The sequence below is a fragment of the Mycolicibacterium holsaticum DSM 44478 = JCM 12374 genome, from assembly GCF_019645835.1.
In the GTDB taxonomy this organism is placed as follows: domain Bacteria; phylum Actinomycetota; class Actinomycetes; order Mycobacteriales; family Mycobacteriaceae; genus Mycobacterium; species Mycobacterium holsaticum.
The window spans coordinates 2,891,308-2,915,159 of the sequence record NZ_CP080998.1 but is presented as its reverse complement, the minus strand read 5'-3'; the positions used below and the strand labels follow the sequence as shown (position 1 = coordinate 2,915,159).

At 68.1% G+C, this 23,852-nt stretch carries 19 protein-coding genes; 13 read left to right on the top strand and 6 right to left on the bottom strand.

Features of this window, described 5'->3' with window-relative positions:
* Positions 1-13: 13 nt before the first annotated feature.
* A complete protein-coding gene (locus tag K3U96_RS14055; RefSeq protein WP_069403607.1) occupies positions 14-1,237 on the top strand; it encodes an SPFH domain-containing protein in 1,224 nt (407 codons plus the stop codon).
* A 20-nt stretch (positions 1,238-1,257) separates the two neighbouring features.
* Here the strand turns inward: K3U96_RS14055 and K3U96_RS14050 are convergent, their stop codons facing one another.
* Complete coding sequence (locus K3U96_RS14050) at positions 1,258-1,977, bottom strand: TVP38/TMEM64 family protein (RefSeq protein WP_220690102.1); 720 nt, start codon at positions 1,975-1,977, stop codon at positions 1,258-1,260.
* 104 nt (positions 1,978-2,081) lie between these two features.
* On the opposite strand from K3U96_RS14050, the gene mutA reads away from it, so the two are divergent.
* From mutA to lipL, 4 genes are read left to right on the top strand one after another with little or no spacing between them, the layout of a single operon-like run.
* Complete coding sequence (gene mutA / locus K3U96_RS14045) at positions 2,082-3,896, top strand: methylmalonyl-CoA mutase small subunit (RefSeq protein ID WP_220690101.1); 1,815 nt, start codon at positions 2,082-2,084, stop codon at positions 3,894-3,896.
* A 1-nt stretch (position 3,897) separates the two neighbouring features.
* A complete protein-coding gene (gene scpA / locus K3U96_RS14040) occupies positions 3,898-6,156 on the top strand; it encodes a methylmalonyl-CoA mutase (protein ID WP_220690100.1) in 2,259 nt (752 codons plus the stop codon).
* Positions 6,157-7,131: a methylmalonyl Co-A mutase-associated GTPase MeaB gene (gene meaB, locus K3U96_RS14035; RefSeq protein ID WP_220690099.1), complete on the top strand. Its 975-nt coding sequence runs from the start codon at positions 6,157-6,159 to the stop codon at positions 7,129-7,131.
* A gap of 59 nt (positions 7,132-7,190) precedes the next feature.
* A complete protein-coding gene (gene lipL / locus K3U96_RS14030) occupies positions 7,191-8,465 on the top strand; it encodes an esterase/beta-lactamase LipL (protein ID WP_220690098.1) in 1,275 nt (424 codons plus the stop codon).
* Between the two features lie 3 nt (positions 8,466-8,468).
* Here the strand turns inward: lipL and K3U96_RS14025 are convergent, their stop codons facing one another.
* A complete protein-coding gene (locus K3U96_RS14025; RefSeq protein WP_069403613.1) occupies positions 8,469-9,206 on the bottom strand; it encodes a hypothetical protein in 738 nt (245 codons plus the stop codon).
* Between the two features lie 43 nt (positions 9,207-9,249).
* Positions 9,250-9,612, bottom strand: a complete 363-nt coding sequence (locus K3U96_RS14020) for a DNA-binding protein (protein WP_069403651.1) — start codon at positions 9,610-9,612, stop codon at positions 9,250-9,252.
* 135 nt (positions 9,613-9,747) lie between these two features.
* Here K3U96_RS14020 and K3U96_RS14015 point away from each other — a divergent pair, with 135 nt between their 5' ends.
* Complete coding sequence (locus K3U96_RS14015) at positions 9,748-10,404, top strand: hypothetical protein (protein WP_220690097.1); 657 nt, start codon at positions 9,748-9,750, stop codon at positions 10,402-10,404.
* 223 nt (positions 10,405-10,627) lie between these two features.
* Positions 10,628-13,864 carry an isoleucine--tRNA ligase gene (gene ileS, locus K3U96_RS14010; RefSeq protein WP_220690096.1) on the top strand — a complete coding sequence of 1,079 codons (3,237 nt, stop codon included), beginning with the start codon at positions 10,628-10,630 and terminating at the stop codon, positions 13,862-13,864.
* A gap of 81 nt (positions 13,865-13,945) precedes the next feature.
* On the opposite strand, the gene K3U96_RS14005 is transcribed toward ileS, so the two are convergent.
* The gene (locus K3U96_RS14005) at positions 13,946-14,164 is read right to left on the bottom strand and encodes an RNA-binding S4 domain-containing protein (RefSeq protein WP_069403652.1); all 219 of its coding nucleotides are present in this window, start codon (positions 14,162-14,164) and stop codon (positions 13,946-13,948) included.
* Positions 14,165-14,201: 37 nt separating this feature from the next.
* Here K3U96_RS14005 and K3U96_RS14000 point away from each other — a divergent pair, with 37 nt between their 5' ends.
* The gene (locus tag K3U96_RS14000) at positions 14,202-15,566 is read left to right on the top strand and encodes a DNA polymerase IV (protein WP_220690095.1); all 1,365 of its coding nucleotides are present in this window, start codon (positions 14,202-14,204) and stop codon (positions 15,564-15,566) included.
* Here the strand turns inward: K3U96_RS14000 and K3U96_RS13995 are convergent.
* On the bottom strand, positions 15,548-16,018 hold the full coding sequence (locus K3U96_RS13995) for a hypothetical protein (RefSeq protein WP_220690094.1): 471 nt from the start codon (positions 16,016-16,018) through the stop codon (positions 15,548-15,550). The genes K3U96_RS14000 and K3U96_RS13995 overlap by 19 nt on opposite strands.
* 12 nt (positions 16,019-16,030) lie before the next feature.
* On the bottom strand, positions 16,031-16,948 hold the full coding sequence (locus K3U96_RS13990; protein ID WP_220690093.1) for an asparaginase: 918 nt from the start codon (positions 16,946-16,948) through the stop codon (positions 16,031-16,033).
* A 42-nt stretch (positions 16,949-16,990) separates the two neighbouring features.
* Between K3U96_RS13990 and lspA the strand changes: the two genes are divergently transcribed.
* The 5 genes from lspA (at position 16,991) to dnaE (ending at position 23,818) form a co-directional block, all read left to right on the top strand.
* Complete coding sequence (lspA, locus tag K3U96_RS13985; RefSeq protein WP_069403619.1) at positions 16,991-17,596, top strand: signal peptidase II; 606 nt, start codon at positions 16,991-16,993, stop codon at positions 17,594-17,596.
* Positions 17,596-18,525 carry an RluA family pseudouridine synthase gene (locus K3U96_RS13980; protein ID WP_069403620.1) on the top strand — a complete coding sequence of 310 codons (930 nt, stop codon included), beginning with the start codon at positions 17,596-17,598 and terminating at the stop codon, positions 18,523-18,525. The genes lspA and K3U96_RS13980 overlap by 1 nt, the downstream gene beginning before the upstream one ends.
* On the top strand, positions 18,522-19,436 hold the full coding sequence (gene rarD, locus K3U96_RS13975) for an EamA family transporter RarD (RefSeq protein WP_069403621.1): 915 nt from the start codon (positions 18,522-18,524) through the stop codon (positions 19,434-19,436). The genes K3U96_RS13980 and rarD overlap by 4 nt, the downstream gene beginning before the upstream one ends.
* Positions 19,437-19,492: 56 nt before the next feature.
* Complete coding sequence (locus tag K3U96_RS13970; protein WP_220690092.1) at positions 19,493-20,197, top strand: TetR/AcrR family transcriptional regulator; 705 nt, start codon at positions 19,493-19,495, stop codon at positions 20,195-20,197.
* Positions 20,198-20,275: 78 nt separating this feature from the next.
* Positions 20,276-23,818 (top strand): DNA polymerase III subunit alpha, encoded by a 3,543-nt coding sequence (gene dnaE, locus K3U96_RS13965; protein ID WP_069403622.1) that lies wholly within the window; start codon positions 20,276-20,278, stop codon positions 23,816-23,818.
* The last annotated feature ends 34 nt before the right edge of the window (positions 23,819-23,852 follow it).

Here is a 23,852-nt window from a genome sequence, read left to right as displayed (position 1 = left end):
CGAAGGAGCCAGCATGGACGGTGCCGTCGCCGGATTGATCCTCCTCGCGGTGTTGGTGGTGTTCGCCGCCATCATCGTCGCCAAGTCGATCGCGCTGATCCCGCAGGCCGAGGCCGCGGTCATCGAACGGTTGGGCCGGTACAGCCGCACGGTCAGCGGCCAGTTGACGCTGCTGGTGCCGTTCGTCGACAGGATCCGCGCCAGGGTCGACCTGCGCGAGCGGGTGGTGTCGTTTCCGCCGCAGCCGGTGATCACCGAGGACAACCTGACAGTGGCGATCGACACGGTGGTCTATTTCCAGGTCACCAACCCGCAGGCCGCGGTGTACCAGATCAGCAACTACATCGTCGGTGTCGAGCAGCTGACCACGACGACGCTGCGCAACCTGGTCGGTGGCATGACCCTGGAGCAGACGCTGACCTCGCGCGACCAGATCAACACCGCGCTGCGCGGTGTGCTCGACGAGGCCACGGGCCGGTGGGGGCTGCGGGTGGCGCGGGTAGAGCTGCGCGCCATCGACCCGCCGCCCTCGATTCAGGATTCGATGGAAAAACAGATGCGCGCGGACCGCGAGAAGCGCGCGATGATCCTGACCGCCGAGGGGCAGCGGGAGTCGGCGATCAAGCAGGCCGAGGGGCAGAAGCAGGCACAGATCCTCTCGGCCGAGGGTGCCAAGCAGGCCGCGATCCTGGCGGCCGAGGCCGAACGTCAGTCGCGGATGCTGCGGGCCCAGGGTGAACGCGCCGCCCAGTATCTGCAGGCCCAGGGTCAGGCCAAGGCGATCGAGAAGACGTTCGCCGCAATCAAGGCCGGCCGTCCGACCCCCGAGCTGCTGGCCTACCAGTACCTGCAGACCCTGCCGCAGATGGCCAAGGGGGAGGCCAACAAGGTGTGGCTGGTGCCCAGCGATTTCGGCGCCGCGCTACAGGGTTTCACCAAGATGCTCGGCGCGCCCGGCGAGGACGGCGTCTTCCGGTACACCCCGTCGCCGGTCGAGGACGATCTGCCCAAGCCCGAGGACGACTCCGATGAAGTGGCCGATTGGTTCTCCACCGAGACCGATCCGGAAATCGCGCGGGCCGTCGCCAAGGCCGAGGCGGAGGCCCGGACCCCGGTGCAGCAACCGGGCTACCCGGCGCCCCAGCTGGGTGCCTCACCGACGGTCCAGCCCGGCGCGCCGACCCCGCCCCCCTCGGTTCCCGCGCACGGCGACGACGGTGGATCGCACGCGCGGTAGGTCACCCAAATCGCGGGCAGCTAAAGGGATTTGGTCAGTTCGCGGTCGTGGTGGCGGCGATGCGCACGGATCTCGTACACCAGCCCGGCGATGCCGACACTGGCGGTACACGCCGACACCAGCACCAGCAGCGGGTTGACGTTGCCGGTCAGCGCGTCGCCGAGAATCACCACGGCCGCCGTCCCCGGCAGCAGCCCGACGAACGTGGCCAGCGTGTAGGGCAGCGCGCGCACCGCAGAAGCGCCTGCGGCGTAGTTCAGCACCGAGAACGGCACGGCGGGGATCAACCTCATCGACACCACGGTGGGCCAGCCGCGTTGTCGCAGCCGCGCGTCCAGCGAGTCGACGCGGGGATGGTGCACCAAGCGGTTCAGTTGCCACCCGACGGCGCGGACCAGCAGCAAAGCGATGACGGCGCTGACGGTGGCGGCCACCACCGCCAACGGAATGCCCATCACCGGCCCGAAGAGCAGGCCCGCGGCCAAGGTGAACGCCGTGCGCGGAAACGGGAACACCGTCGCGACGATGTGCGCACCGAGGAACGCCAGCGGAAACCAGGGGCCGACCGAGGTGGCCCAGTCGCGCAACTGGATCGCCGTCGGCACCGGCACGAGCACCGCGACTGCGACGAGGATCACAGTCGCGGTGACGATGGTGAAGACGCGTCGCCGGGACAGGCTCGTCGCCGTGGCGATCGTCGCAGCGCGGACCGCGCGCAGTGTGCTGACGACGGTGTTCACGCCTACCTAGGGTACGGAACGCCACCCCGATCCGCGGGTCGGCGCGGGCGCAAGTCGGCTGCCCGGCGGACAACGGTGTAAGGGCGATCATTTAGCCTGATGGCGTGCAGAAATCCAGTGCGATCGAAGCCGATCGCCAGCGTTGGCGCGAAGCCGTGGCCGGTGTGCTGGCAAAGACCACCCGCAAGGATCCCGCGGATCTGCCCGCCGAGCCGGAGCGGCTGCTGGACTCGCCGACATACGAAGGCTTTCCGATCCGGCCGCTGTACACCAGCCTCGACGCCGTCGCGGAGCTTCCGCTGCCCGGGCAGTGGCCCTATGTGCGCGGTAGTGACGCGCTGCGCGACGTCAAGGCGGGCTGGAAGGTGGCCGAGGCCTTTCCCGCCAACGGTTCGGTGGCAGCCGGTGAGCAGAACGGTGCGCTGCTGCTCGCGCTGACCGAGGGGGTCAGCAGCCTGGTGCTCAAGATCGGCGGACCGGACGGTGTGCCCGCGACCGATCTGGACCGGCTTCTAGACGGTGTGTTCCTCGACCTGGTCCCGGTGGTGCTGGACGCCGGAGCCGATTACGTCGCGGCCGCCGACGCGGTGCTGGGCCTGTTGACCGATTTCGACGAGGACCAACGCTCACGGTTGTCACTGGACCTGGGCGCCGATCCGCTGACCGCCGTAGTGAGCGGCCGGCCCGCGGCGAGCCTGGCCGACGTCGTGCACACCGCCGCCAAGGTCGCCGGCCACGACGGGCATGTGCGGGCGATCACGGTGGACGGGCCCGCGTTCCACAACCTCGGCGCCAATGCGTCCTGGGAACTGGCGGGCAGCATCGCCGTGGCGGTGAGCTACCTGCGGCTGCTCGGCGAAGGCGGTGTCGCCGGCGCCGACGCGCTGCGTCAGATCAGCTTCCGCTTGGCCGCCGACGACGACCAGTTCATGACGATCGCGAAACTGCGCGCGGCGCGCCAACTGTGGGCCCGGGTGGCCGAGGTCCTCGGCGCGCCCGACAACGGCGCGGCGACGCTGCACGCGGTGACGTCGTTGCCGATGATGGCCAAGCGTGATCCTTGGGTGAACATGCTGCGCACCACGCTGGCCGCGTTCGCCGCGGGCGTCGGCGGCGCCGACACCGTGCTGGTGCATCCGTTCGACATCGCCATCGACGGTGGATTCCCGGGCACGCCGGCAAGTTTCGCCCGCCGCATCGCCAGAAACACCCAGCTTCTGCTCATCGAGGAGTCGCACGTCGGCCGCGTGCTCGACCCCGCGGGCGGCTCCTGGTACGTCGAGGACCTCACCGACCAACTGGCCGAACAGGCGTGGAAACAGTTCCAGGACATCGAATCCCGCGGCGGCTTCCAGACCGCCCGCGATCACGTCGTCGACCGGATCGCCGAGGTGGCCCAGCGCCGTGCCGCGGACATCGCGCACCGTCGGACCGCGATCACCGGGGTCAACGAATACCCCAACCTCGCCGAACCGCCGCTGCCGCACGGGGAGGCGCTGGCCGATGTGGCCCGCTATGCCGCCGGGTTCGAGGCGCTGCGCGACCGCTCCGATGCGTTCCTCGAGAGGACCGGGGCCAGGCCGCAAGCCCGGCTGCTTCCGCTCGGGCCGCTGGCCGAGCACAACGTCCGCACCACGTTCGCGACCAACCTGTTGGCCTCCGGCGGTATCGAAGCCGTCACGGACGCCGACGACGCGAAACCGGCCACGGTGGCGGTGATCTGCGGCACCGACGCGCGGTACGCGGCCGAGGCGTCGGCGGCCGTCGAAGCGGCCCGCAAAGCCGGTGTCTCACACGTGCTGCTCGCCGGCCCGGAAAAGGCGGTCGCCGAGGCGGATTCGAAACCGGACGGCTATCTGACCGCGAAGATCGACGCGGTCGGCGTGCTGTCGGACCTGCTCACCAGATTGGGGGCCTGAGATGACTGTCAACGACGTCGCAGGAAAAGCAGCCGGGGCGGATATCGCAAGCTTCGCCGACGTGCCGTTGCGCGCCGACCGGACATCGGAGCCGCCGACGCAGACCGACGTGGCGGCCCACATCGACGCCGCGGCCGCCGCCCACGGCTACGCCGCCGAACAGCTGACCTGGAACACCCCGGAGGGCATCGACGTCAAGCCGGTCTACGTCGGCGCCGACCGCGACGCGACCGTCGGCGCCGGATATCCGCTGGACACCTTTCCCGGCGAACCGCCCTACATCCGCGGGCCGTACCCGACGATGTACGTCAACCAGCCGTGGACCATCCGGCAGTACGCCGGCTTCTCCACCGCCGCCGAATCCAACGCGTTCTACCGGCGCAACCTGGCTGCCGGCCAGAAGGGCCTGTCGGTGGCCTTCGATCTGGCCACCCACCGCGGCTACGACAGCGACCATCCCCGGGTGCAGGGTGATGTCGGAATGGCCGGTGTGGCAATCGATTCCATTCTGGACATGCGCCAGCTGTTCGACGGTATCGACCTGTCGACGGTTTCGGTGTCGATGACCATGAACGGTGCGGTGCTGCCGATCCTGGCGCTGTACGTGGTGGCCGCCGAGGAGCAGGGCGTGCCGCCGGAGAAGCTGGCCGGGACCATTCAGAACGACATCCTCAAAGAGTTCATGGTCCGCAACACCTACATCTATCCGCCCAAGGCGTCGATGCGGATCATCTCCGACATCTTCGGCTACACCAGCGTGAAGATGCCCAAGTTCAACTCGATCTCGATCTCCGGCTATCACATCCAAGAGGCCGGCGCGACAGCGGATCTCGAGCTGGCGTACACGCTGGCCGACGGGGTGGAGTACATCAAGGCCGGCCTGGAAGCCGGCCTGGACATCGACAAGTTCGCGCCGCGGCTGTCGTTCTTCTGGGGCATCGGCATGAACTTCTTCATGGAGGTGGCCAAGCTGCGCGCCGGCCGGCTGCTGTGGAGCGAGTTGGTCGCGCAGTTCGAACCCAAGAACCCGAAATCCAGGTCATTGCGCACACATTCGCAGACCTCGGGCTGGTCGTTGACCGCGCAGGACCCGTTCAACAACGTCGCCCGCACCTGCATCGAGGCGATGGCGGCCACGCAGGGTCATACCCAGTCGCTGCACACCAACGCGCTCGACGAGGCGCTGGCGCTGCCGACGGACTTCTCCGCGCGCATCGCCCGCAATACGCAGCTGCTGTTGGCCCAGGAGTCCGGCACCACCCGGCCGATCGACCCGTGGGGCGGCTCCTACTACGTCGAGTCGCTGACCCAGGCGCTCGTGGACAAGGTCCGCGAACACCTCCGTGAGGTCGACGAACATGGCGGGATGGCCCAGGCGATCAGCGACGGCATCCCCAAGCTGCGCATCGAGGAGGCGGCCGCACGCACCCAGGCGCGCATCGACTCCGGCGCCCAACCGGTGATCGGCGTCAACAAGTACCAGGTCGCCACCGGTGATGGCACCGACCAAGAGATCGAGGTGCTCAAGGTCGAGAACAGCAGGGTGCGCGCCGAGCAGCTCGCCAAGCTGGAGCAGCTGCGGGCCGACCGCGACCAGGGTGCCGTCGACGCCGCGCTGGCGGCGTTGAGCCGCGCCGCGGAATCGGAAGGAAACCTGCTCGAGCTCGCCGTCAACGCCGCCCGCGCGAAGGCCACCGTCGGGGAGATTTCCGACGCGTTGGAGAAGGTTTGGGGCCGCCATCAGGCCGAAATCCGTACCATCGCCGGGGTCTACCGCGACGAGGTCGGAAAGGTCAGCAACATCTCAAGCGCGAGCGAGTTGGTGCAGAAGTTCGCCGAGGCCGACGGACGCCGGCCGCGCATCCTGGTGGCCAAGATGGGGCAGGACGGCCACGACCGCGGGCAGAAGGTCATCGCAACCGCGTTCGCCGACATCGGGTTCGACGTCGACGTCGGCTCGCTGTTCTCCACCCCGGAAGAGGTGGCGCGCCAGGCCGCCGACAACGACGTGCACGTGGTCGGGGTGTCGTCGCTGGCCGCCGGGCACCTCACGCTGGTGCCCGCGTTGCGCGAGGCGCTGGCCGAGGTCGGCCGGCCCGACATCATGATCGTGGTCGGCGGGGTGATCCCGCCCGGGGATTTCGACGAGCTGTACGCCGCCGGCGCGACGGCGATCTTCCCGCCCGGCACCGTGATCGCCGACGCCGCGATCGGCCTGCTGAACAAGCTGGCCGAGCGGTTGGGATACCAGCTGAGCTAAATGGTCGCCACCAAGCTTGCGTCGGGAATTTCCGAGGGGGATCGCGCCGCGCTGGCCAAGGCGATCACCCTGGTGGAATCGACCCGGGCCGATCATCGGCAGCAGGCCCAGCAACTGCTGCTCGAGCTGACGCCGAAAGCCGGCCACGCCATGCGCGTCGGCATCACCGGGGTGCCCGGCGTCGGGAAGTCGACGACGATCGAGGCGCTGGGCATGTACCTCATCGAGCAGGGTCATCGCGTCGCGGTGCTGGCCGTCGACCCGTCGTCCACCCGCACCGGCGGATCGATTCTGGGCGACAAGACCCGGATGGCGCGGCTGGCGGTGCACCCCGACGCATACATCCGCCCGTCGCCGACGTCGGGCACGCTGGGCGGGGTCGCCAAGGCCACCCGGGAGACCATCGTGCTGCTGGAGGCCGCCGGCTTCGACGTGATCCTGGTCGAGACCGTCGGGGTGGGTCAGTCCGAGGTGACCGTCGCCGACATGGTGGACACCTTCGTGTTCCTGACCCTGGCCCGCACCGGAGATCAGTTGCAGGGCATCAAGAAAGGCGTCCTGGAACTCGCCGACGTCGTCGTGGTGAACAAGGCCGACGGCGAGCATGCGGTGGAGGCCCGCATGGCCGCCCGCGAGCTCAGCCAGGCCATCCGGCTGATCTATCCGGGCGAGACGCTCTGGCGGCCGCCGGTGCTCACGATGAGCGCGCTGGAAGGCGTCGGTCTCGCCGAGTTGTGGGAGACGGTGCTCAAGCACCGCCAGGTGCTCACCGATGCGGGCCAGTTCGAGGCGCGCCGGCGCGACCAGCAGGTGGACTGGACCTGGTCGATGGTGCGGGATGCCGTGCTGGACCGTGTGCTGTCCCATCCGGCAGTAAAGGAAATCCGCGGCGAGGTCGAGCGTCAGGTCAGGTCCGGCGAGCTGACCCCTGCGCTTGCTGCGCAACAGCTTCTGGATGCCGCTGAACTGCGCTGACCTAACGAATGGGTAACGCCTGGTTTATTTGCCAGCCCACCAGGTAAATTCAATACATTGTGGCGTACGTCAATAATCGGGAGCGCAGCGCCGCGCTCCCGCACGGTGTCCAGGGCGCTGCGGATGCGAACTTCGGTTGCAGCCTGCGCGCCTTCGCGCAACTGTTCCCCGGGCGCCGGTTCGGCGGTGGCGCCCTGTCGGTCTGCCTGCACGGCGAGCCCGTCGTCGACGTGTGGACCGGATACTCCGACCGGCGCGGCACCGAGTACTGGACCGCCGACACCGGCGCCATGGTCTTCTCGGTCACCAAAGGCATGGCCTCGACCGTCATACACCGGCTGGCCGACCGCGGGCTGATCGACTACGACAGGCCGGTCGCCGAATACTGGCCGGAGTTCGGCGCCAACGGCAAGGGCGCCATCACGGTGCGCGAGGTGATGCAGCACCGCGCCGGGCTGTCCCACCTCAACGGCTGCACCAAGGCCGAGTTGCTCAGCCACCAGGCGATGGAGCAGCGGGTCGCCGCCGCGCCGGTGAATCGGCTGCTGTACGGCCACCAGGCCTATCACGCGCTGACCTACGGCTGGCTGATGTCCGGGCTGGGGCGCGCCGTCACCGGCAAGGGGATGCGCGACCTGATCCGCGAGGAACTCGCCGAGCCGCTCAACACCGACGGGCTGCACCTGGGCCGGCCGCCGGCCGAGGCGCCCACCCGCGCCGCGCAGATTCTGGCGCCGCAGGGCTCGCTGGCCAACCCGATCTTCAACTTCATCGCGCCGCGGGTCGCGGCGCTGGGCATCTCGGGCATGTTCGGCTCGATGTACTTCCCGGGCATGAAGGCCGTCGTGCAGGGCGACATCCCGTTCCTGGACGCCGAGATCCCAGCCGCCAACGGGGTGGCCACCGCCAGGGGGCTGGCCAAGATGTACGGCGCGATCGCCAACGGTGGCCGCATCGCAGACACCGAATTCCTCTCGCGGGAGCGGGTTGCGGGGCTGACCGGGAAACCGGTGTTCTGGCCGGACCGAAACATCTTCGTGCCGTTGAGTTTTCATCTGGGCTACCACTCGGTGCCGTTCCCACCGGGGTTCCTGCCCGGGTTCGGGCACGCCGGGCTGGCCGGTTCGGTGGGCTGGGCCGACCCGTCGAGCGGACTGTCGTTCGGCTTCGTGCACAACCGGCTGCTCACCAGGATGGTCTTCGACCAGGTCACATTCGCAGGGCTCGGGACGTTGATCCGGCGCGACGCGGCCCGTGCCCGCAGGCGGGGATATCAGACGGTGCCCGAGTTCGGTGCGCCGTACTACCCGGTGCGCAAATCGGTGGCCGGCTAGCCCTCAGTGGTCGACGCTGGTGAACCACTTGGTCTTGTTGCGCCACGACTCCGCCGAGGTGATCGCGAACCCGGCACCGCAGCCGCACGCGAACACCCACACGATCGCAGAGCCGTTGTCCCACGCCTGCAGCTGGGGGATGAAGGCCGTGGCAAGCCGCGCCAGGCAGGCGGCCACCCCCGAAGCGGACGCGACGAGGTAGATGTTGGCGACCTTGCGCGAGCGCGGATCCTGACGCAGTACCAGCAGCGCCCGTGCGCCGTAGCCCAGCAAGTAGATCAGGGTGGCGCAGAGCAGCAGCCAGTACATGTTGAGCCAGAAGTCGGTGGGCACCGTGAAGAAGTCCGGCTTGTAGATCTTGGCGCCGTTGCCGAGCGTGAACGTGACCAGCAGCAGCGGGATGCACAAGGTCGCGGGCAACTCGACGTATTGCTTGAACGACCGCTGCAGGTCATGGTCATCTTGCAGCCGGCCCAGGGTGTTGTAGACCACCGCGGAGGCGGCGACGATATAGAGGTCGTGGCCGAGGTAGTCCTCGAGGTTGTATTTGCCGGTGAGTGCGTGCAGCGCGACGCCGACGGTGTCGGAGGCCCACGGTGACATCAGCACGACGGCACCACCCTGCAAAGCGATGTTGAGGGTTGCCGCAAACTCCCACCGCGATGACCATGTGACGCGCCTAATCCACAGGCTCCACGCGATACAGCAAAGCGTGATCCCGATGAGCGTTGCCAGAGCCATTGATGTCGCCTTCGAGCCGCGGTGTACTCAGCAAAGTATAGGGCTAGAGCGGGGGTGCGTCGCTGCGCGGCTTGAGCTCAGACAGTTTGGGGGGACGCGACGTGCGGATGGTTTTCGTTTCCCGGACAGCGGTGACCGTGAATGCCGGGGACTCCACGTAATTCCAAACTTCTTGCCTGCTCATCAATCCGAATCTGATTTGCAGATCGGGATAACTGAGGCCGAACCTGTCCGAAACCCGCCGCAGCTCTTCGGCGTCCGGATAGTCGGATTCCTTGATACGCCGGTAATACGTGCTGCTCGACGTTCCCAGCGCGTCGTAGATGTCCTTGGCCTCGACATCGCCGTCCAGGAGATAATCGAGCAGGGCTTTTAGCTGTCTGCCGTTCTCGTCGGTACGTGGCACCCTCATACCTTAAACCAATCTTCCTGCCTTGGGCAGTGCCATCCGCAAACTACAAATGGTTGCCTTAATTGACACTGCCGTCACAGTTTTGGGAGGCATCTCCCATATTTGGGACATGTGGGCTATCTTGTTCCCATGGTTGCTCCCTCTGTGGGTACGCCGACGAAAGAGGTTCGGCATCCCCTCGGCGATTTTGCTCTAGCAACGGTCAGGATCGCCGACTACGAGATCGCGAAGATCACAGACCCGAACAGTCCGGTCGGTATGGCCAAACTGTCCACACCTGCCAGCGCCGAGCTGACGGCTGAGTTGGACGGCGCCACCGAATGGCTCGGTCTGCCCTCCGACGAGATCCTGCTGGGAGCGCTGAGCAGGACCATCGCCCGAACCCTCGGCGACGGCCTGGTCGCGGTCGACGTGGCAAACGGGCGCGGCCCGCTTCTCGACGCCGTTCCGCTGACCTGCGCGACTGCCCGGCAGATGAACTCCACCGAGGTGCTGGCTGCGGTGCACCGCGCACTGGCGGCAGGTGCGGAAAGCGACTCGACGGCGCCCTCGGAGGTGTACTTCAACTTCATCGGTGAGGTGCCCGAGGGCACCGAACCCGTCCAGGAGACGCCCTCGGCCCTCGGCCACATGTTGGAGGTCCGGGTGTATCGCACCGCCGGTGACGTGCACGTCGACTGGTGGTACGACATCAACCGGTTCGCCAGCCACACGGTCTCCGAACTCAGCGAGCAGTTCCCGCTGTCCCTCTACGAGATGACCTCGGACGCGCTTCCGCCGTTCTGACCATTAGAATCGGCTCATCGGCGTCGATCCGGCCATCACCGGGGAGCTTTCGGAAGAACAGCTGAACCAGCCAAGTAGAACCGAACGGGTGGGCCCGTGATCGCCCGAAGTTGAGCGGCGCGCATCGTCGGGAAGGCGGGGCGCGCAAGCGGGGTGGTACCGCGGCGCTCGCGCACCGCGCGACGTCGTCCCCGTGCCTTGCGACGAAAGGCACAGGAAACCCGTGACCGCCTATCCGAAGCCGAGCAGCGGAGCGCCGAACTTCCCGGCGCTGGAATCCGACGTGCTTTCCTACTGGGACCGCGACGACACGTTCCGCGCCAGCATCGCCCGCCGCGCCGACGCACCGGAGTACGTGTTCTACGACGGCCCGCCGTTCGCCAACGGCCTGCCGCACTACGGGCACCTGCTCACCGGCTACGTCAAGGACATCGTGCCGCGGTACCGCACCATGCGCGGCTACAAGGTGGAGCGCCGGTTCGGCTGGGACACCCACGGCCTACCCGCCGAACTCGAGGTGCAGCGCCAGCTCGGCATCACCGACAAGGCGCAGATCGAAGAGATGGGCATCGAGAAGTTCAACGACGCCTGCCGGGCCTCGGTGCTCAAGTACACCGACGAATGGCGGGCCTACGTCACCCGCCAGGCCCGCTGGGTGGACTTCGACAACGACTACAAGACCCTCGACATCGGCTTCATGGAGTCGGTGATCTGGGCGTTCAAACAGCTCTGGGACAAGGGCCTTGCCTACGAAGGCAACCGCGTGTTGCCGTACTGCTGGAACGACGAGACGCCGCTGTCCAGCCACGAGTTGCGGATGGACGACGACGTCTACCAGAGCAGGCAGGACCCGGCGATCACCGTGGGCTTTCGGGTCGCCGGCGGGCCGCGCTCCGAGCTTGCGGGCGCGTACCTGCTGATCTGGACCACCACGCCGTGGACGCTGCCGTCCAACCAGGCGGTCGCGGTCAACCCGGACGTCGCCTACGTCCATGTCCGGGGACTCGACGGCAGGCGCTACGTGCTGGCGCAGGCGCGGGTCGCGGCATACGCACGCGAACTCGGCGAGGAGCCCGAGGTGCTGGGCACCGTCGCGGGCCGCGACCTGATCGGTGTGCGCTATCTGCCGCCGTTCCCGTACTTCACCGCCGACGCAGGCAACGCGTTTGCGGTGCTGCCCGCCGACTTCGTCAGCACCGAGGACGGCACCGGCATCGTGCACATGGCACCGGCCTACGGCGAGGACGATATGGCCACCGCCCGGGCCGCGGGCATCGTCGCCGTCACCCCGGTCGATGCCAGGGGGCGTTTTGACGACACCGTGCCGGACTACGCCGGCCAGCACGTCTTCGACGCCAACCCACAGATCATCCGCGACCTGAAGAACCAGGGCGGGCCTGCCGCGGTGAACGGCGCGGTGCTGCTGCGCCACGAGACCTACGACCACTCCTATCCGCACTGCTGGCGGTGCCGCAACCCGCTGATCTACCGGGCGGTGTCGTCGTGGTTCATCAAGGTGACCGAGTTCCGCGACCGCATGGTCGAGCTGAACCAGGACATCACGTGGTATCCCGAGCACGTCAAGGACGGTCAGTTCGGCAAGTGGCTGGCCGGTGCCAGGGACTGGTCGATCTCACGGAACCGCTACTGGGGCACCCCGATTCCGGTGTGGAAGTCCGACGATCCGGCATATCCGCGGATCGACGTCTACGGCAGCCTCGACGAGCTGGAGCGCGATTTCGGGGTGCGCCCCGACAACCTGCACCGGCCCTACATCGACGAGTTGACCCGGCCCAACCCCGACGATCCCACCGGCCGCTCGACCATGCGGCGCATCGAGGATGTGCTCGACGTGTGGTTCGACTCGGGGTCGATGCCGTTCGCGCAGGTGCACTATCCGTTCGAGAACGCCGACTGGTTCACGGGGCGGGGGGCGGAGGAGCCGCACTTCCCGGGCGACTTCATCGTCGAGTACATCGGCCAGACCCGCGGCTGGTTCTACACGCTGCACGTGCTGGCCACCGCGCTGTTCGACAAGCCCGCGTTCAAAACCTGTGTGGCACATGGCATCGTGCTGGGTAACGACGGCCAGAAGATGAGCAAGTCGCTGCGCAACTACCCCGATGTCACCGAGGTGTTCGACCGCGACGGTTCCGACGCGATGCGCTGGTTCCTGATGGCCTCACCGATCTTGCGCGGCGGCAACCTCATCGTCACCGAGCAGGGCATCCGCGAGGGCGTACGCCAGGTGTTGCTGCCGCTGTGGAACGCCTACACGTTCCTGTGCCTGTACGCGCCGAAGAAGGGCACGTGGCGCACCGAGTCCAAGCATGTGCTGGACCGCTACATCCTGGCCAAGCTCGCCGTGCTGCGTGACGATCTCACCGAGGCCCTGGACGGCTGCGACATCTCCGGGGCCTGCGACGAGCTGCGCCAGTTCACCGACGCGCTGACGAATTGGTATGTCCGCCGGTCGCGGTCGCGGTTCTGGGAGGAGGATCCCGAAGCCATCGACACGCTGCACACGGTGCTGGAGGTCACCTCCCGGTTGGCCGCACCGCTGCTGCCGTTGACCACCGAGGTGATCTGGCGCGGCGTGACGGGGGAGCGCTCGGTGCACCTGACCGACTGGCCGCAGGCCGACCTGCTGCCTTCCGACCCCGAACTCGTCGCCACCATGGACCTGGTCCGCGAGGTGGCCTCGGCGGGATCGTCGTTGCGCAAGGCCAAGAAGCTGCGGGTGCGGTTGCCGTTGCCGAAACTGACTGTGGCGGTGGAGAACCCGCAACGGCTGCGGCCCTTCGCCGATCTCATCGCCGACGAGCTCAACGTCAAGGCGGTGGAGTTGAGCGACGACATCGCGGCGTACGGTCGCTTCGAGCTCACCGTCAACGCGAAGGTGGCCGGCCCGCGGCTCGGCAAGGACGTGCAGGCCGCGATCAAGGCGGTCAAGGCGGGCGAGGCCGTCGCCAACCCCGACGGGACGTTGAGCGCCGGGCCGGCGGTGCTGCAACCCGAGGAGTACAGCTCGCGGCTGGTGGCGGCCGACCCCGACTACACCGCGGCGCTGCCCGACGGCGCCGGGCTGGTGGTGCTGGACGCCACGCTGACCCCGGAGTTGGAAGCCGAGGGCTGGGCGCGCGACATGATTCGCGAGTTTCAGGAAGCCCGGCGGCGCGGCGGTCTCGATATCGGCGACCGCATCGAATTGGAGTTGACCGTTCGAGGATTTCCCAGTGGTTGGCGCGAGGACCTGAAGGATCTCATCGCCAATGAGTTGTTGGCGACCCGCTTCACTATCAAGCCCGATCCGAGTCTGCGGCTCCGCGCACAGGATGACTCAGGGCTCGACATGGTCAGCGGTGCCCTAAGTCTCGGCGACGACGAATGGATAACTGGAACTGTGGGCGACGGCTACCCGTTCCGGCTCCGGAGAAGGAACGAGGTCCCGAAGAACTAACTTTGCGCCGAGTGTTGGCTAGATGTACGCGTCTCGCGATTTTGCGTGATTTAACCCCACACTCGGCCCAAGGCCCGCACATCAGCCGCCGGCGACCACCGCGGTGCGCCCGGCGATCGAAACCTCGTCACCGGGATGCAGCTTCCTGCCGCGTCTGCGCTCGACCTCGTCGTTGACGCAAACCAGACCGTTGGCGATGACGGCCTTGGCGTCGGCGCCCGAATCGATCAGCCCGGCGAGCTTGAGGAACTGGCCGAGCCGGATGGTGTCGTCGGTGATCGCCACCTCATCCCTAGCCACCACGCCAGGATGTCACGGCCCAATAGCATCACCAGATGTGGACGGTCGTTGGGTGCTGCACCTCGACATGGACGCGTTCTTCGCGTCGGTCGAGCAGCTGACCCGTCCCACGCTGCGCGGCCGGCCGGTCCTGGTGGGCGGGCTCGGCGGACGCGGCGTCGTCGCGGGGGCGAGCTACGAGTCGCGGGTGTTCGGCGCGCGCTCGGCGATGCCGATGCACCAGGCCCGCCGGCTGGTCGGCGTGTCCGCGGTGGTGTTGCCGCCGCGCGGCGTGGTCTACGGGGTGGCGAGCCGACGCGTGTTCGACACCGTGCGCCGGGTCGTGCCTGTGCTGGAACAGCTTTCGTTCGACGAAGCGTTCGGTGAGCCCGCCGAGCTGGCCGGCGCCACGGGCGACCAGGTGGAGGAGTTCTGCCGGGCGTTGAAGGCCAAGGTGTTCGACGTCACCGGGCTGGTGGCCTCCGTCGGCGCCGGATCGGGAAAGCAGGTCGCCAAGATCGCCTCTGACCTGGCCAAGCCCGACGGTGTGCGGGTGGTGCGCCGCGCAGAGGAACGCGTCGTGCTCGACGGGTTGCCGGTGCGCCGGCTGTGGGGCATCGGGCCGGTCGCCGAGGAGAAGCTGCACCGGCTCGGCATCGAGACCATCGGCTCGTTCGCCGCGCTCAGCGACGCCGAGGCCGCCAACATCCTCGGCGGCACCGTCGGGCCCGCGTTGCACCGGCTCGCCCAGGGCATCGACGAGCGGCCCGTCGCCGAGAACGCGCCCGCCAAACAGCTCAGCGCCGAATCCACCTTTCCCACCGACCTGACCACGCTGGACCAGCTGCGTGAGGCGGTCGCTTCCATCGGCGAACACGCGCACACCCGGCTGGAAAAGGACGGCCGCGGCGCGCGCACCGTGACCGTCAAGCTGCGCAAATCCGACATGAGCATCCTCACCCGTTCGGCGACGCTGCCCTACGCCACCGTCGACGCCGCCACCCTGATCGCCACCGCGCGGCGGCTGCTGCTGGACCCCGTCGAGATCGGACCGATCCGCCTTGTCGGAGTGGGCTTTTCGGGTCTGTCCGAAGTGCGCCAGGAGTCACTGTTCCCCGAACTCGACGTGGTCGCCGAAGAGGTGTCGGGCACCGAGTTGCCGCCGACGCTCACCGACGTCGCGGCGACGCCGCCGGCCTGGCGCATCGGCGACGACGTGACGCACACCGACCACGGACACGGCTGGATCCAGGGCGCCGGGCACGGGGTGATGACGGTGCGCTTCGAGACCCGCGCCACCGGACCAGGCATCGCGCGCACATTTCCCGACGACAGCGCCGACATCACCCGCGCCAACCCGGTCGACAGCCTGGACTGGTCGGACTACCTCGCCGACCTCAGCCGCTACCAGAGCTCGCCGTAGTTGGTGGCCAGGATGAACCCGTGCGCGTTGTAGGTCTCACAGCGCACCACGCCCACGTCTTCGACCGCACACGACGCGCCCCAGTTCTCCAGCCGGTGTCCCACCGGCAGCACGTCGACGTCGCGGGTGAATGTGGCGATGTCGGAGTGGCGGTACTGCGCGGGCGCCCAGCTGTTGACGACGGTCTGGTTGGTGCCCGGCGGCGCGTCGGGCGGTGCGGCGTCGCAGCCCACCGGACCGCCGTTCGGTCCGATTCCGCAGGACAGGCCGTCCGGCGTCTTGAAGAAGACGTAATAGAAGTCGCCGGGGCTGCTGTAGCGGCCTTGTGCCACGGGGTAGTCGCGGATGTCCTTGACGTTGAGGTCGGGCGCCGGCTGGGCGACCGCGACCGGTGCCGCGGCCAGGGCCAGGCCGGCCAGCCCGGCGGCGATGGCGACGCAACGAACAGTCACCGTTCCTCTTTATCAGCCCCAGCGGGCGAAGGTCTGCGCGACGGGCCGATCGGCGGCCAGCGCGGCCATCAGCAGCACCCGGGCCTGCGAGGCCGCCAGCCGCGGCACCACCACCGCGCCCGCGTCGACGAGCGCTGCGCCGGGACCGTAGCTCGCGGTGACCCGGCCGCCGGGAACCCGGGTGGCCACCGCCACCGCGACACCGGCACCGCAGTGCCGACGCACCCCCTCGATCAGCGCCTGCCCGGCGTTGCCTGCGCCGAGCGCCGCCACCACGATTCCGCGGGCTCCTGCGGCCACACACGCATCCAGCGCCACCGCGTCCCCGCCCGGATACGTCGCGATGATGTCGACCCGCGGCGCGCTCTCCGCCGACAGCTCACCGAGAAACGGCCGCTCTTTGGCGGTGTGCAGGGTGACGGCGCCGTCCGCCACCGCCCCGACCGCGCGGCCGTCGAAACACTGCAGATCGCCCGTCGTCACCTTCTGCAGCCCCAGCGGCTGCCAGACGGTACCCGCGAAGCTCACCGCGACACCCAGACCGCGTGCCGCCGGGCTGGCCGCGACGGTCAGCGCGTCACGAAGGTTGGCAGGCCCGTCGGCGTCGGCAGCGTCGGCGCTGCGTTGCGCACCGGTGAGCACCACCGGCACCGCGCCGTCGTAGGTGAGCTCCAGCCACAGCGCCGTCTCCTCCATGGTGTCGGTTCCGTGGGTGATCACGACACCCGCGGCGTCCCCGGGCAGCACCGCGCGGATCCGGTCCCAGTCCGCCGGTGTCAGCTGGGAGCTGTCGACGGCCATCAGGTCGACGACCTCGACGTCCAGACCCGAGGTCAGGTCCGCGCCGCTGCGCGACGGACGCTTGATTCCGTCGTCGCCGGCGCTTGCGGCGATGGTGCCGCCGGTGGTCACGACGAGGAGGCCAGCCATGGGCGGAATTCTTCCGCATAGAAACTTTGGAATGATGGGGGAGTGACTGATGAATCCTCGGGACCGGGCGACGCGGGGGCCCGGCCGGTGACCGACGAGGGTGGGCCCGCCGAACCGCCCGAGGGCGACGCGCCGCAGCCTGCGCCCAGGCGCCGGCTGCGCATGCTGCTCACCGTCGCCGGGGTGGTGCTGGCGGCCGACATCATCACCAAAGTGCTGGCGGTGAGACTTCTCACCCCAGGTCAGCCGGTTTCAATCATCGGCGACACCGTGACCTGGACCTTGGTGCGCAACTCCGGGGCGGCGTTCTCGATGGCCACCGGTTACACGTGGGTGCTGACGTTGATCGCGACCGGCGTGGTGATCGGCATCATCTGGATGGGCCGCCGCCTGGTGTCGCCGTGGTGGGCGGTCGGGCTCGGCATGATCCTCGGCGGCGCGATGGGCAACCTGGTCGACCGGTTCTTCCGCTCGCCGGGGCCGCTGCACGGTCACGTGGTCGACTTCCTGTCGATTGGCTGGTGGCCGGTGTTCAACGTGGCCGACCCCTCGGTGGTCGGCGGGGCGATCCTGCTGGTGGTGCTGTCGCTGTTCGGGTTCGACTTCGACACCGTGGGCCGGCGCACGTCGGCCGACGAAGGCGGCTGATGGTCAGCCGTTCGATGCCGGTCCCCGACGGGCTGGCCGGAATGCGCGTGGACGCCGGGTTGGCGCGGCTGCTCGGTTTGTCGCGCACCGCGGTGGCGGCCATGGCCGAAGAGGGCGGTATCAACCTCGACGGTGCGCGGGCCGGCAAGTCCGACAAGCTGACCGCCGGGGCCTGGCTGGACGTGCAGTTGCCGGAAGCCCCTGAGCCGGTGCAGAATACGCCCGTCGAGATCGACGGCATGTCGATCCTGTACTCGGACGCCGACATCGTCGCCGTCGACAAACCGCCCGGCGTCGCCGCCCACGCCACCGTCGGATGGAGCGGTCCGACGGTGCTGGGCGGGCTGGCCGCAGCGGGGTTTCGCATCAGCACGTCGGGCATCCACGAACGCCAGGGCATCGTGCACCGTCTGGACGTCGGTACCTCGGGCGTCATGGTGGTGGCGCTGTCCGAACGGGCATACACCGTGCTGAAACGCGCGTTCAAACAACGCACCGTCGAAAAGCGTTACCACGCACTGGTACAAGGGCATCCCGACCCGTCGAGCGGCACCATCGACGCGCCGATCGGCCGCCACCGCGGGCACGACTGGAAGTTCGCCGTCACCGAACACGGCAGGCACAGCATCACCCACTACGACACCCTCGAGGCCCACCAGGCCGCGAGCCTGCTCGACATCGAGCTGGAAACCGGGCGCACCCACCAGATCCGCGTGCACTTTGCGGCCCTGCACCATCCGTGCGTCGGCGACCTCACCTACGGCGCGGACCCGACGCTGGCAAAACGCCTTGACCTGAACCGTCAGTGGCTGCACGCCCGGTCGTTGGCCTTCGCGCATCCCGCCGACGGCCGGCGCGTGGAGATCACCAGTCCATACCCTGCCGATCTGCAGCACGCCCTCGACGTGCTGCGCAATCACGAACTGTGACCCAGCCGCGCCGGTCCGGGCTGCTGTTCGGGGTCGGCGCGTATGTCTGGTGGGGGCTGTGCCCGGGGTTCTTCCTGCTGCTGCTGCCGGCGACCGCCACCGAGATCCTCGCGCACCGCTTCGTGTGGAGCGCGGTGTTCCTGCTGGTGATCCTCGCGCTCACCCGCCGGCTCGGTGACCTGCGTCGGCTCAGCGGCCGCGCCTGGCTGCAGTTGCTGGCCGCGGCGGTGTTCATCGCGACGAACTGGGGCACCTACATCTGGGCGGTCACCCACGGGCACGTGGTCGACGCCGCGCTCGGATACTTCATCAACCCGCTGATCAGCGTGGCGTTGGGGGTGGTGATCTTCCGCGAGCGGCTGGGCCGCTGGCAGCTGGTCGCGTTGGCGCTGGCAGTCGTCGCGGTCGCGATCCTGACCGCCGAGGTGGGCGAGCCGCCGTACATCGCGCTGGTGCTGGCCGTGTCGTTCGCGCTGTACGGGCTGATCAAGAAGGTGGTCGACGCCGACCCGCGGGTGAGCGTGACGGTCGAGACGCTGTGGGGGCTGCCGCTCGCGGTCGGCTACCTGGTGTGGTTGCAGGTCGCCGAGCACGCGCACTTCGTCAACCAGGGACCCGATCAGGCGGCGTTGCTGTTGCTGGCCGGGCCGGTGACGGCAATCCCGTTGCTGCTCTTCGCCGCTGCCGCGCAACGCCTGCCGCTGGTGACGCTCGGCGTGCTGTTCTACCTGAACCCGGCCCTTCAGATGGCCTGGGGCGTGGCCGTCGGCGGTGAGCCGATGCCGCCGGCGCGCTGGCTGGGTTTCGGGCTGATCTGGACGGCGCTGCTGGTGTTCAGCGTCGACGCGGTGCGCCGCGCCACAGTCGATCGGCGTGCGCCCACGCCGACCGCCGAGCCAGCTAACCCGTAACCCGCCACAAGATCGTTGCTGTTGACCTTGAATCAGCAATGCCATAGCGTTTGCTCGTGACCTGTCGGAGCCAGCCCGTGTCGGATCGACGCGGGCGTGGTCGGCCGTCCGGGACCGATTCGGCCGAGACGCGCGCGAACATCCTGCGCGCCGCCCGCCACGTGATCAACGAACGTGGCTACGAAGCGGCGACGTTCCAGGCCATCGCCCAGCGCGCCGGGTTCAGTCGCCCGACCATGCACTACTACTTCGACACCAAAGAGCAGATCTACGACGAGTTGGCCGAGCAGGCGCATGCGTACGTCGCCGTTTGCATTGCGGGGGCCAAGCGCGAACGCGGCCTGCTGAAACAACTGGCGGCGTTCGTCGACGCCGCGCGCCGGTCGGACGCGTCGGACGGGTCGGTCACCCGGTTCATCATCGCGTCGCGGCTGGAACTGCACCGAAATCCCTCGCTGCGCGACGGCAGGTCGCCCCTCGCCGACGCGGTGAGCGGGTTCTACCGCTGGATGATCGAGGACGCGGTCCGGTGCGGCGAGATCCCCGACGGCACCGACGCCGGTGCCGTCGCCGACATGCTGTCCGCGATGTGCTGGGGGATGGGCTTCTTCGCCGGCTTCGTACACTCGACCAACGACGCCAATGACATTGCCAAGCAACTACATCGACTCCTCAAAGGTGGATTGCTGGACGGCGCGGCATCGGCGCGTCCGCTCACTGTCGGCGTGGCCCGCAGGTGGGCCGAAACCGACGCGGAATAGGGGTTCGGCAGGCCGTCCAGAGACACGCAGCGCGACACGCCGGGAAGTGTCGGAGCGCGGCCATAGACTGGCCTGCCTATGAGCGGTTCGTATTCGCGGTCCTTCGTCCACCTCCACAACCACACCGAGTACTCGATGCTGGACGGCGCCGCGAAGATCACCCCGATGCTGACCGAGGCGCAGCGGCTGGAGATGCCCGCGGTCGGCATGACCGATCACGGAAACATGTTCGGCGCCAGCGAGTTCTACAACAAGGCGACCGAGGTCGGCATCAAGCCGATCATCGGCGTGGAGGCCTATATCGCGCCGGCGTCGAGGTTCGAGACGAAACGCGTGCTGTGGGGCGATCCGAGCCAGAAGAGCGACGACGTGTCGGGCAGCGGGTCCTACACCCACATGACGATGGTCGCCGAGAACGCGACCGGGCTGCGCAACCTGTTCAAGCTGTCGTCGCTGGCGTCGTTCGAGGGCCAGTTGGGCAAGTGGTCGCGGATGGACGCCGAGATCATCGCCGAACATGCCGAGGGCATCATCGCCACCACCGGGTGCCCGTCCGGGGAGGTGCAGACGCGGCTGCGGCTGGGCCATCAGCGGGAGGCGCTCGAGGCCGCCGCCAAATGGCGGGAGATCTTCGGGCCGGACAATTTCTTCCTCGAGCTGATGGACCACGGCCTGGACATCGAGCGGCGCGTGCGCGAGGGCCTGCTGGAGATCGGGCAAAAGCTCGGTATTCCGCCGCTGGCCACCAACGACTGCCACTACGTGACGCGCGACGCCGCCCAGAACCACGAGGCGCTGTTGTGCATCCAGACCGGAAAGACGCTGTCGGATCCCAACCGGTTCAAGTTCGACGGTGACGGATATTTCCTGAAGTCCGCCGCCGAGATGCGCGCCCTGTGGGATGACCAGATCCCGGGGGCCTGCGATGCCACGCTGCTGATCGCCGAGCGGGTGTCGTCGTACGCCGAGGTATGGGAACAGCGCGACCGGATGCCGACCTTCCCGGTGCCGGAGGGCCACGACCAGGCGTCCTGGCTGCGCCGCGAGGTCGACGCCGGGCTGGCGCGACGCTTCCCGGCCGGTGTGTCGCAGGAGTACGTCGACCGGGCGGCCTACGAAATCGACGTCATCTGCGCCAAGGGCTACCCGTCGTACTTCCTGATCGTGGCCGACCTGATCAACTACGCGCGCTCGGTGGACATCCGCGTCGGGCCGGGCCGCGGTTCGGCGGCCGGGTCGCTGGTCGCTTACGCGTTGCGGATCACCGACATCGACCCGATCGAACACGGGTTGCTGTTCGAGCGGTTCCTCAACCCCGAACGCGCGTCGATGCCCGACATCGACATCGACTTCGACGACCGCCGCCGCGGTGAGATGGTGCGCTACGCCGCCGAGCGGTGGGGCAACGACCGTGTCGCGCAGGTCATCACGTTCGGCACCATCAAGACCAAGGCCGCGCTCAAGGACGCGGCCCGGGTGCACTACGGGCAGCCCGGGTTCGCCATCGCCGACCGGATCACCAAGGCGTTGCCGCCGCCGATCATGGCCAAGGACATCCCGGTCGCCGGCATCACCGACCCCAACCATGAGCGGTACAAGGAGGCCGCCGAGGTCCGCAACCTGATCGACACCGACCCCGACGTGCGCACCATCTACGAAACCGCGCGCGGTCTCGAGGGTTTGGTCCGTAACGCCGGAGTGCACGCCTGCGCGGTGATCATGAGCTCCGAACCGCTGATCGACGCGATCCCGCTGTGGAAACGGCCACAGGACGGCGCCGTCATCACCGGCTGGGACTATCCGTCCTGCGAAGAAATCGGCCTGCTGAAGATGGACTTCCTGGGCCTGCGCAACCTGACGATCATCGGCGACGCGCTGGAGAACATCCGGGCCAACCGCGGTATCGATCTGAACCTGGACACCGTCGCGATGGACGACCCGGCGACCTACGAACTGCTGGGCCGCGGCGACACCTTGGGCGTGTTCCAGCTCGACGGCGGGCCGATGCGCGACCTGCTGCGCCGGATGCAACCCACCGGGTTCGAGGACATCGTCGCGGTGCTGGCGCTGTACCGGCCCGGCCCGATGGGCATGAACGCCCACAACGACTACGCCGACCGCAAGAACGGGCGTCAGGGGATCAAACCGATCCACCCCGAATTGGAGGACGCTCTCCGAGACATTCTTGCCGAGACCTACGGCCTGATCGTCTACCAAGAGCAGATCATGCGCATCGCGCAGAAAGTGGCCGGCTACTCGCTGGCCCGAGCCGACATTCTGCGCAAGGCGATGGGCAAGAAGAAGCGCGAGGTGCTCGACAAGGAGTACGAAGGCTTTTCCGACGGGATGAAGGCCAACGGCTTCTCCGCCGCCGCGATCAAGGCGCTGTGGGACACCGTGCTGCCGTTCGCCGACTACGCGTTCAACAAGTCACACGCCGCCGGCTACGGGCTGGTGTCCTACTGGACCGCCTACCTCAAGGCCAACTATCCGGCCGAGTACATGGCCGGGCTGCTGACGTCGGTGGGCGACGACAAGGACAAGGCGGCCGTCTACCTCTCGGACTGCCGCAGGCTCGGCATCACGGTGCTGCCCCCGGACGTCAACGAGTCCGCGGTGAACTTCGCATCCGTGGGCGAGGACATCCGCTACGGACTGGGCGCGGTGCGCAACGTCGGCGCGAACGTCGTTGCCTCCCTGATCAATACGCGCACCGCCAAGGGCAAGTACATCGACTTCTCCGACTACCTGAACAAGATCGAGATCGCGGCCTGCAACAAGAAGGTCACCGAGTCGCTGATCAAGGCGGGCGCGTTCGACTCGCTGGGGCATCCGCGCAAGGGCTTGTTCCTGGTGCACACCGACGCCGTCGATTCGGTGCTCGGCACCAAGAAGGCCGAGGCGATGGGCCAGTTCGACCTGTTCGGCGGCGCCGACACCGCCACCGACGCGGTCTTCACGATCAAGGTGCCCGACGAGGAGTGGGAGGACAAGCACAAGCTCGCCCTCGAACGCGAGATGCTGGGCCTGTACGTGTCGGGCCACCCGCTCAACGGCATTGCGCACCTGCTGACCGCGCAGGTCGACACGCAGATCCCCGCGATCCTCGACGGTGACGTCGCCAACGACACCCAGGTGCGCGTCGGCGGCATCCTCGCCTCGGTGAACCGGCGGGTGAACAAGAACGGGTTACCGTGGGCCTCAGCGCAATTGGAGGACCTGACCGGCGGCATCGAGGTGTTGTTCTTCCCGCAGACGTACTCCACGTTCGGCGCGGAGATCGCCGATGACGCCGTCGTGCTGGTCGGGGCGAAGGTGGCCATCCGCGACGACCGGATCTCGCTGATCGCCAACGAGTTGGTGGTGCCGGACTTCTCCAACGCCGTGCTGGACCGGCCGCTGGCGGTCAGCCTGCCGACGCGGCAGTGCACCGTCGACAAGGTCAGCGCGCTCAAACAGGTGCTGGCCCGCCACCCGGGCACCTCGCAAGTTCATCTGCGGCTGATCAGCGGCGAGCGCATCACCACGCTGGAACTGGATTCGTCGCTGCGGGTGACGCCGTCGTCGGCGTTGATGGGCGACCTCAAGGCGCTGCTCGGCCCCGGCTGCCTGGGCGGCTGACGCGGCGGTCGGTCAGCGTCGTACGCCGGTCGCG

Coding starts and splice junctions, on each gene's coding strand:
- K3U96_RS14055 (WP_069403607.1), top strand. CDS start 14: ATGGACGGTGCCGTCGCCGGATTGATCCTCCTCGCGGTGTTGGTGGTG.
- scpA (WP_220690100.1), top strand. CDS start 3,898: ATGACTGTCAACGACGTCGCAGGAAAAGCAGCCGGGGCGGATATCGCA.
- meaB (WP_220690099.1), top strand. CDS start 6,157: ATGGTCGCCACCAAGCTTGCGTCGGGAATTTCCGAGGGGGATCGCGCC.
- K3U96_RS14025 (WP_069403613.1), bottom strand. CDS start 9,206: ATGGCTCTGGCAACGCTCATCGGGATCACGCTTTGCTGTATCGCGTGG.
- K3U96_RS14015 (WP_220690097.1), top strand. CDS start 9,748: ATGGTTGCTCCCTCTGTGGGTACGCCGACGAAAGAGGTTCGGCATCCC.
- K3U96_RS13990 (WP_220690093.1), bottom strand. CDS start 16,948: ATGGCTGGCCTCCTCGTCGTGACCACCGGCGGCACCATCGCCGCAAGC.
- K3U96_RS13980 (WP_069403620.1), top strand. CDS start 17,596: ATGGTCAGCCGTTCGATGCCGGTCCCCGACGGGCTGGCCGGAATGCGC.
- dnaE (WP_069403622.1), top strand. CDS start 20,276: ATGAGCGGTTCGTATTCGCGGTCCTTCGTCCACCTCCACAACCACACC.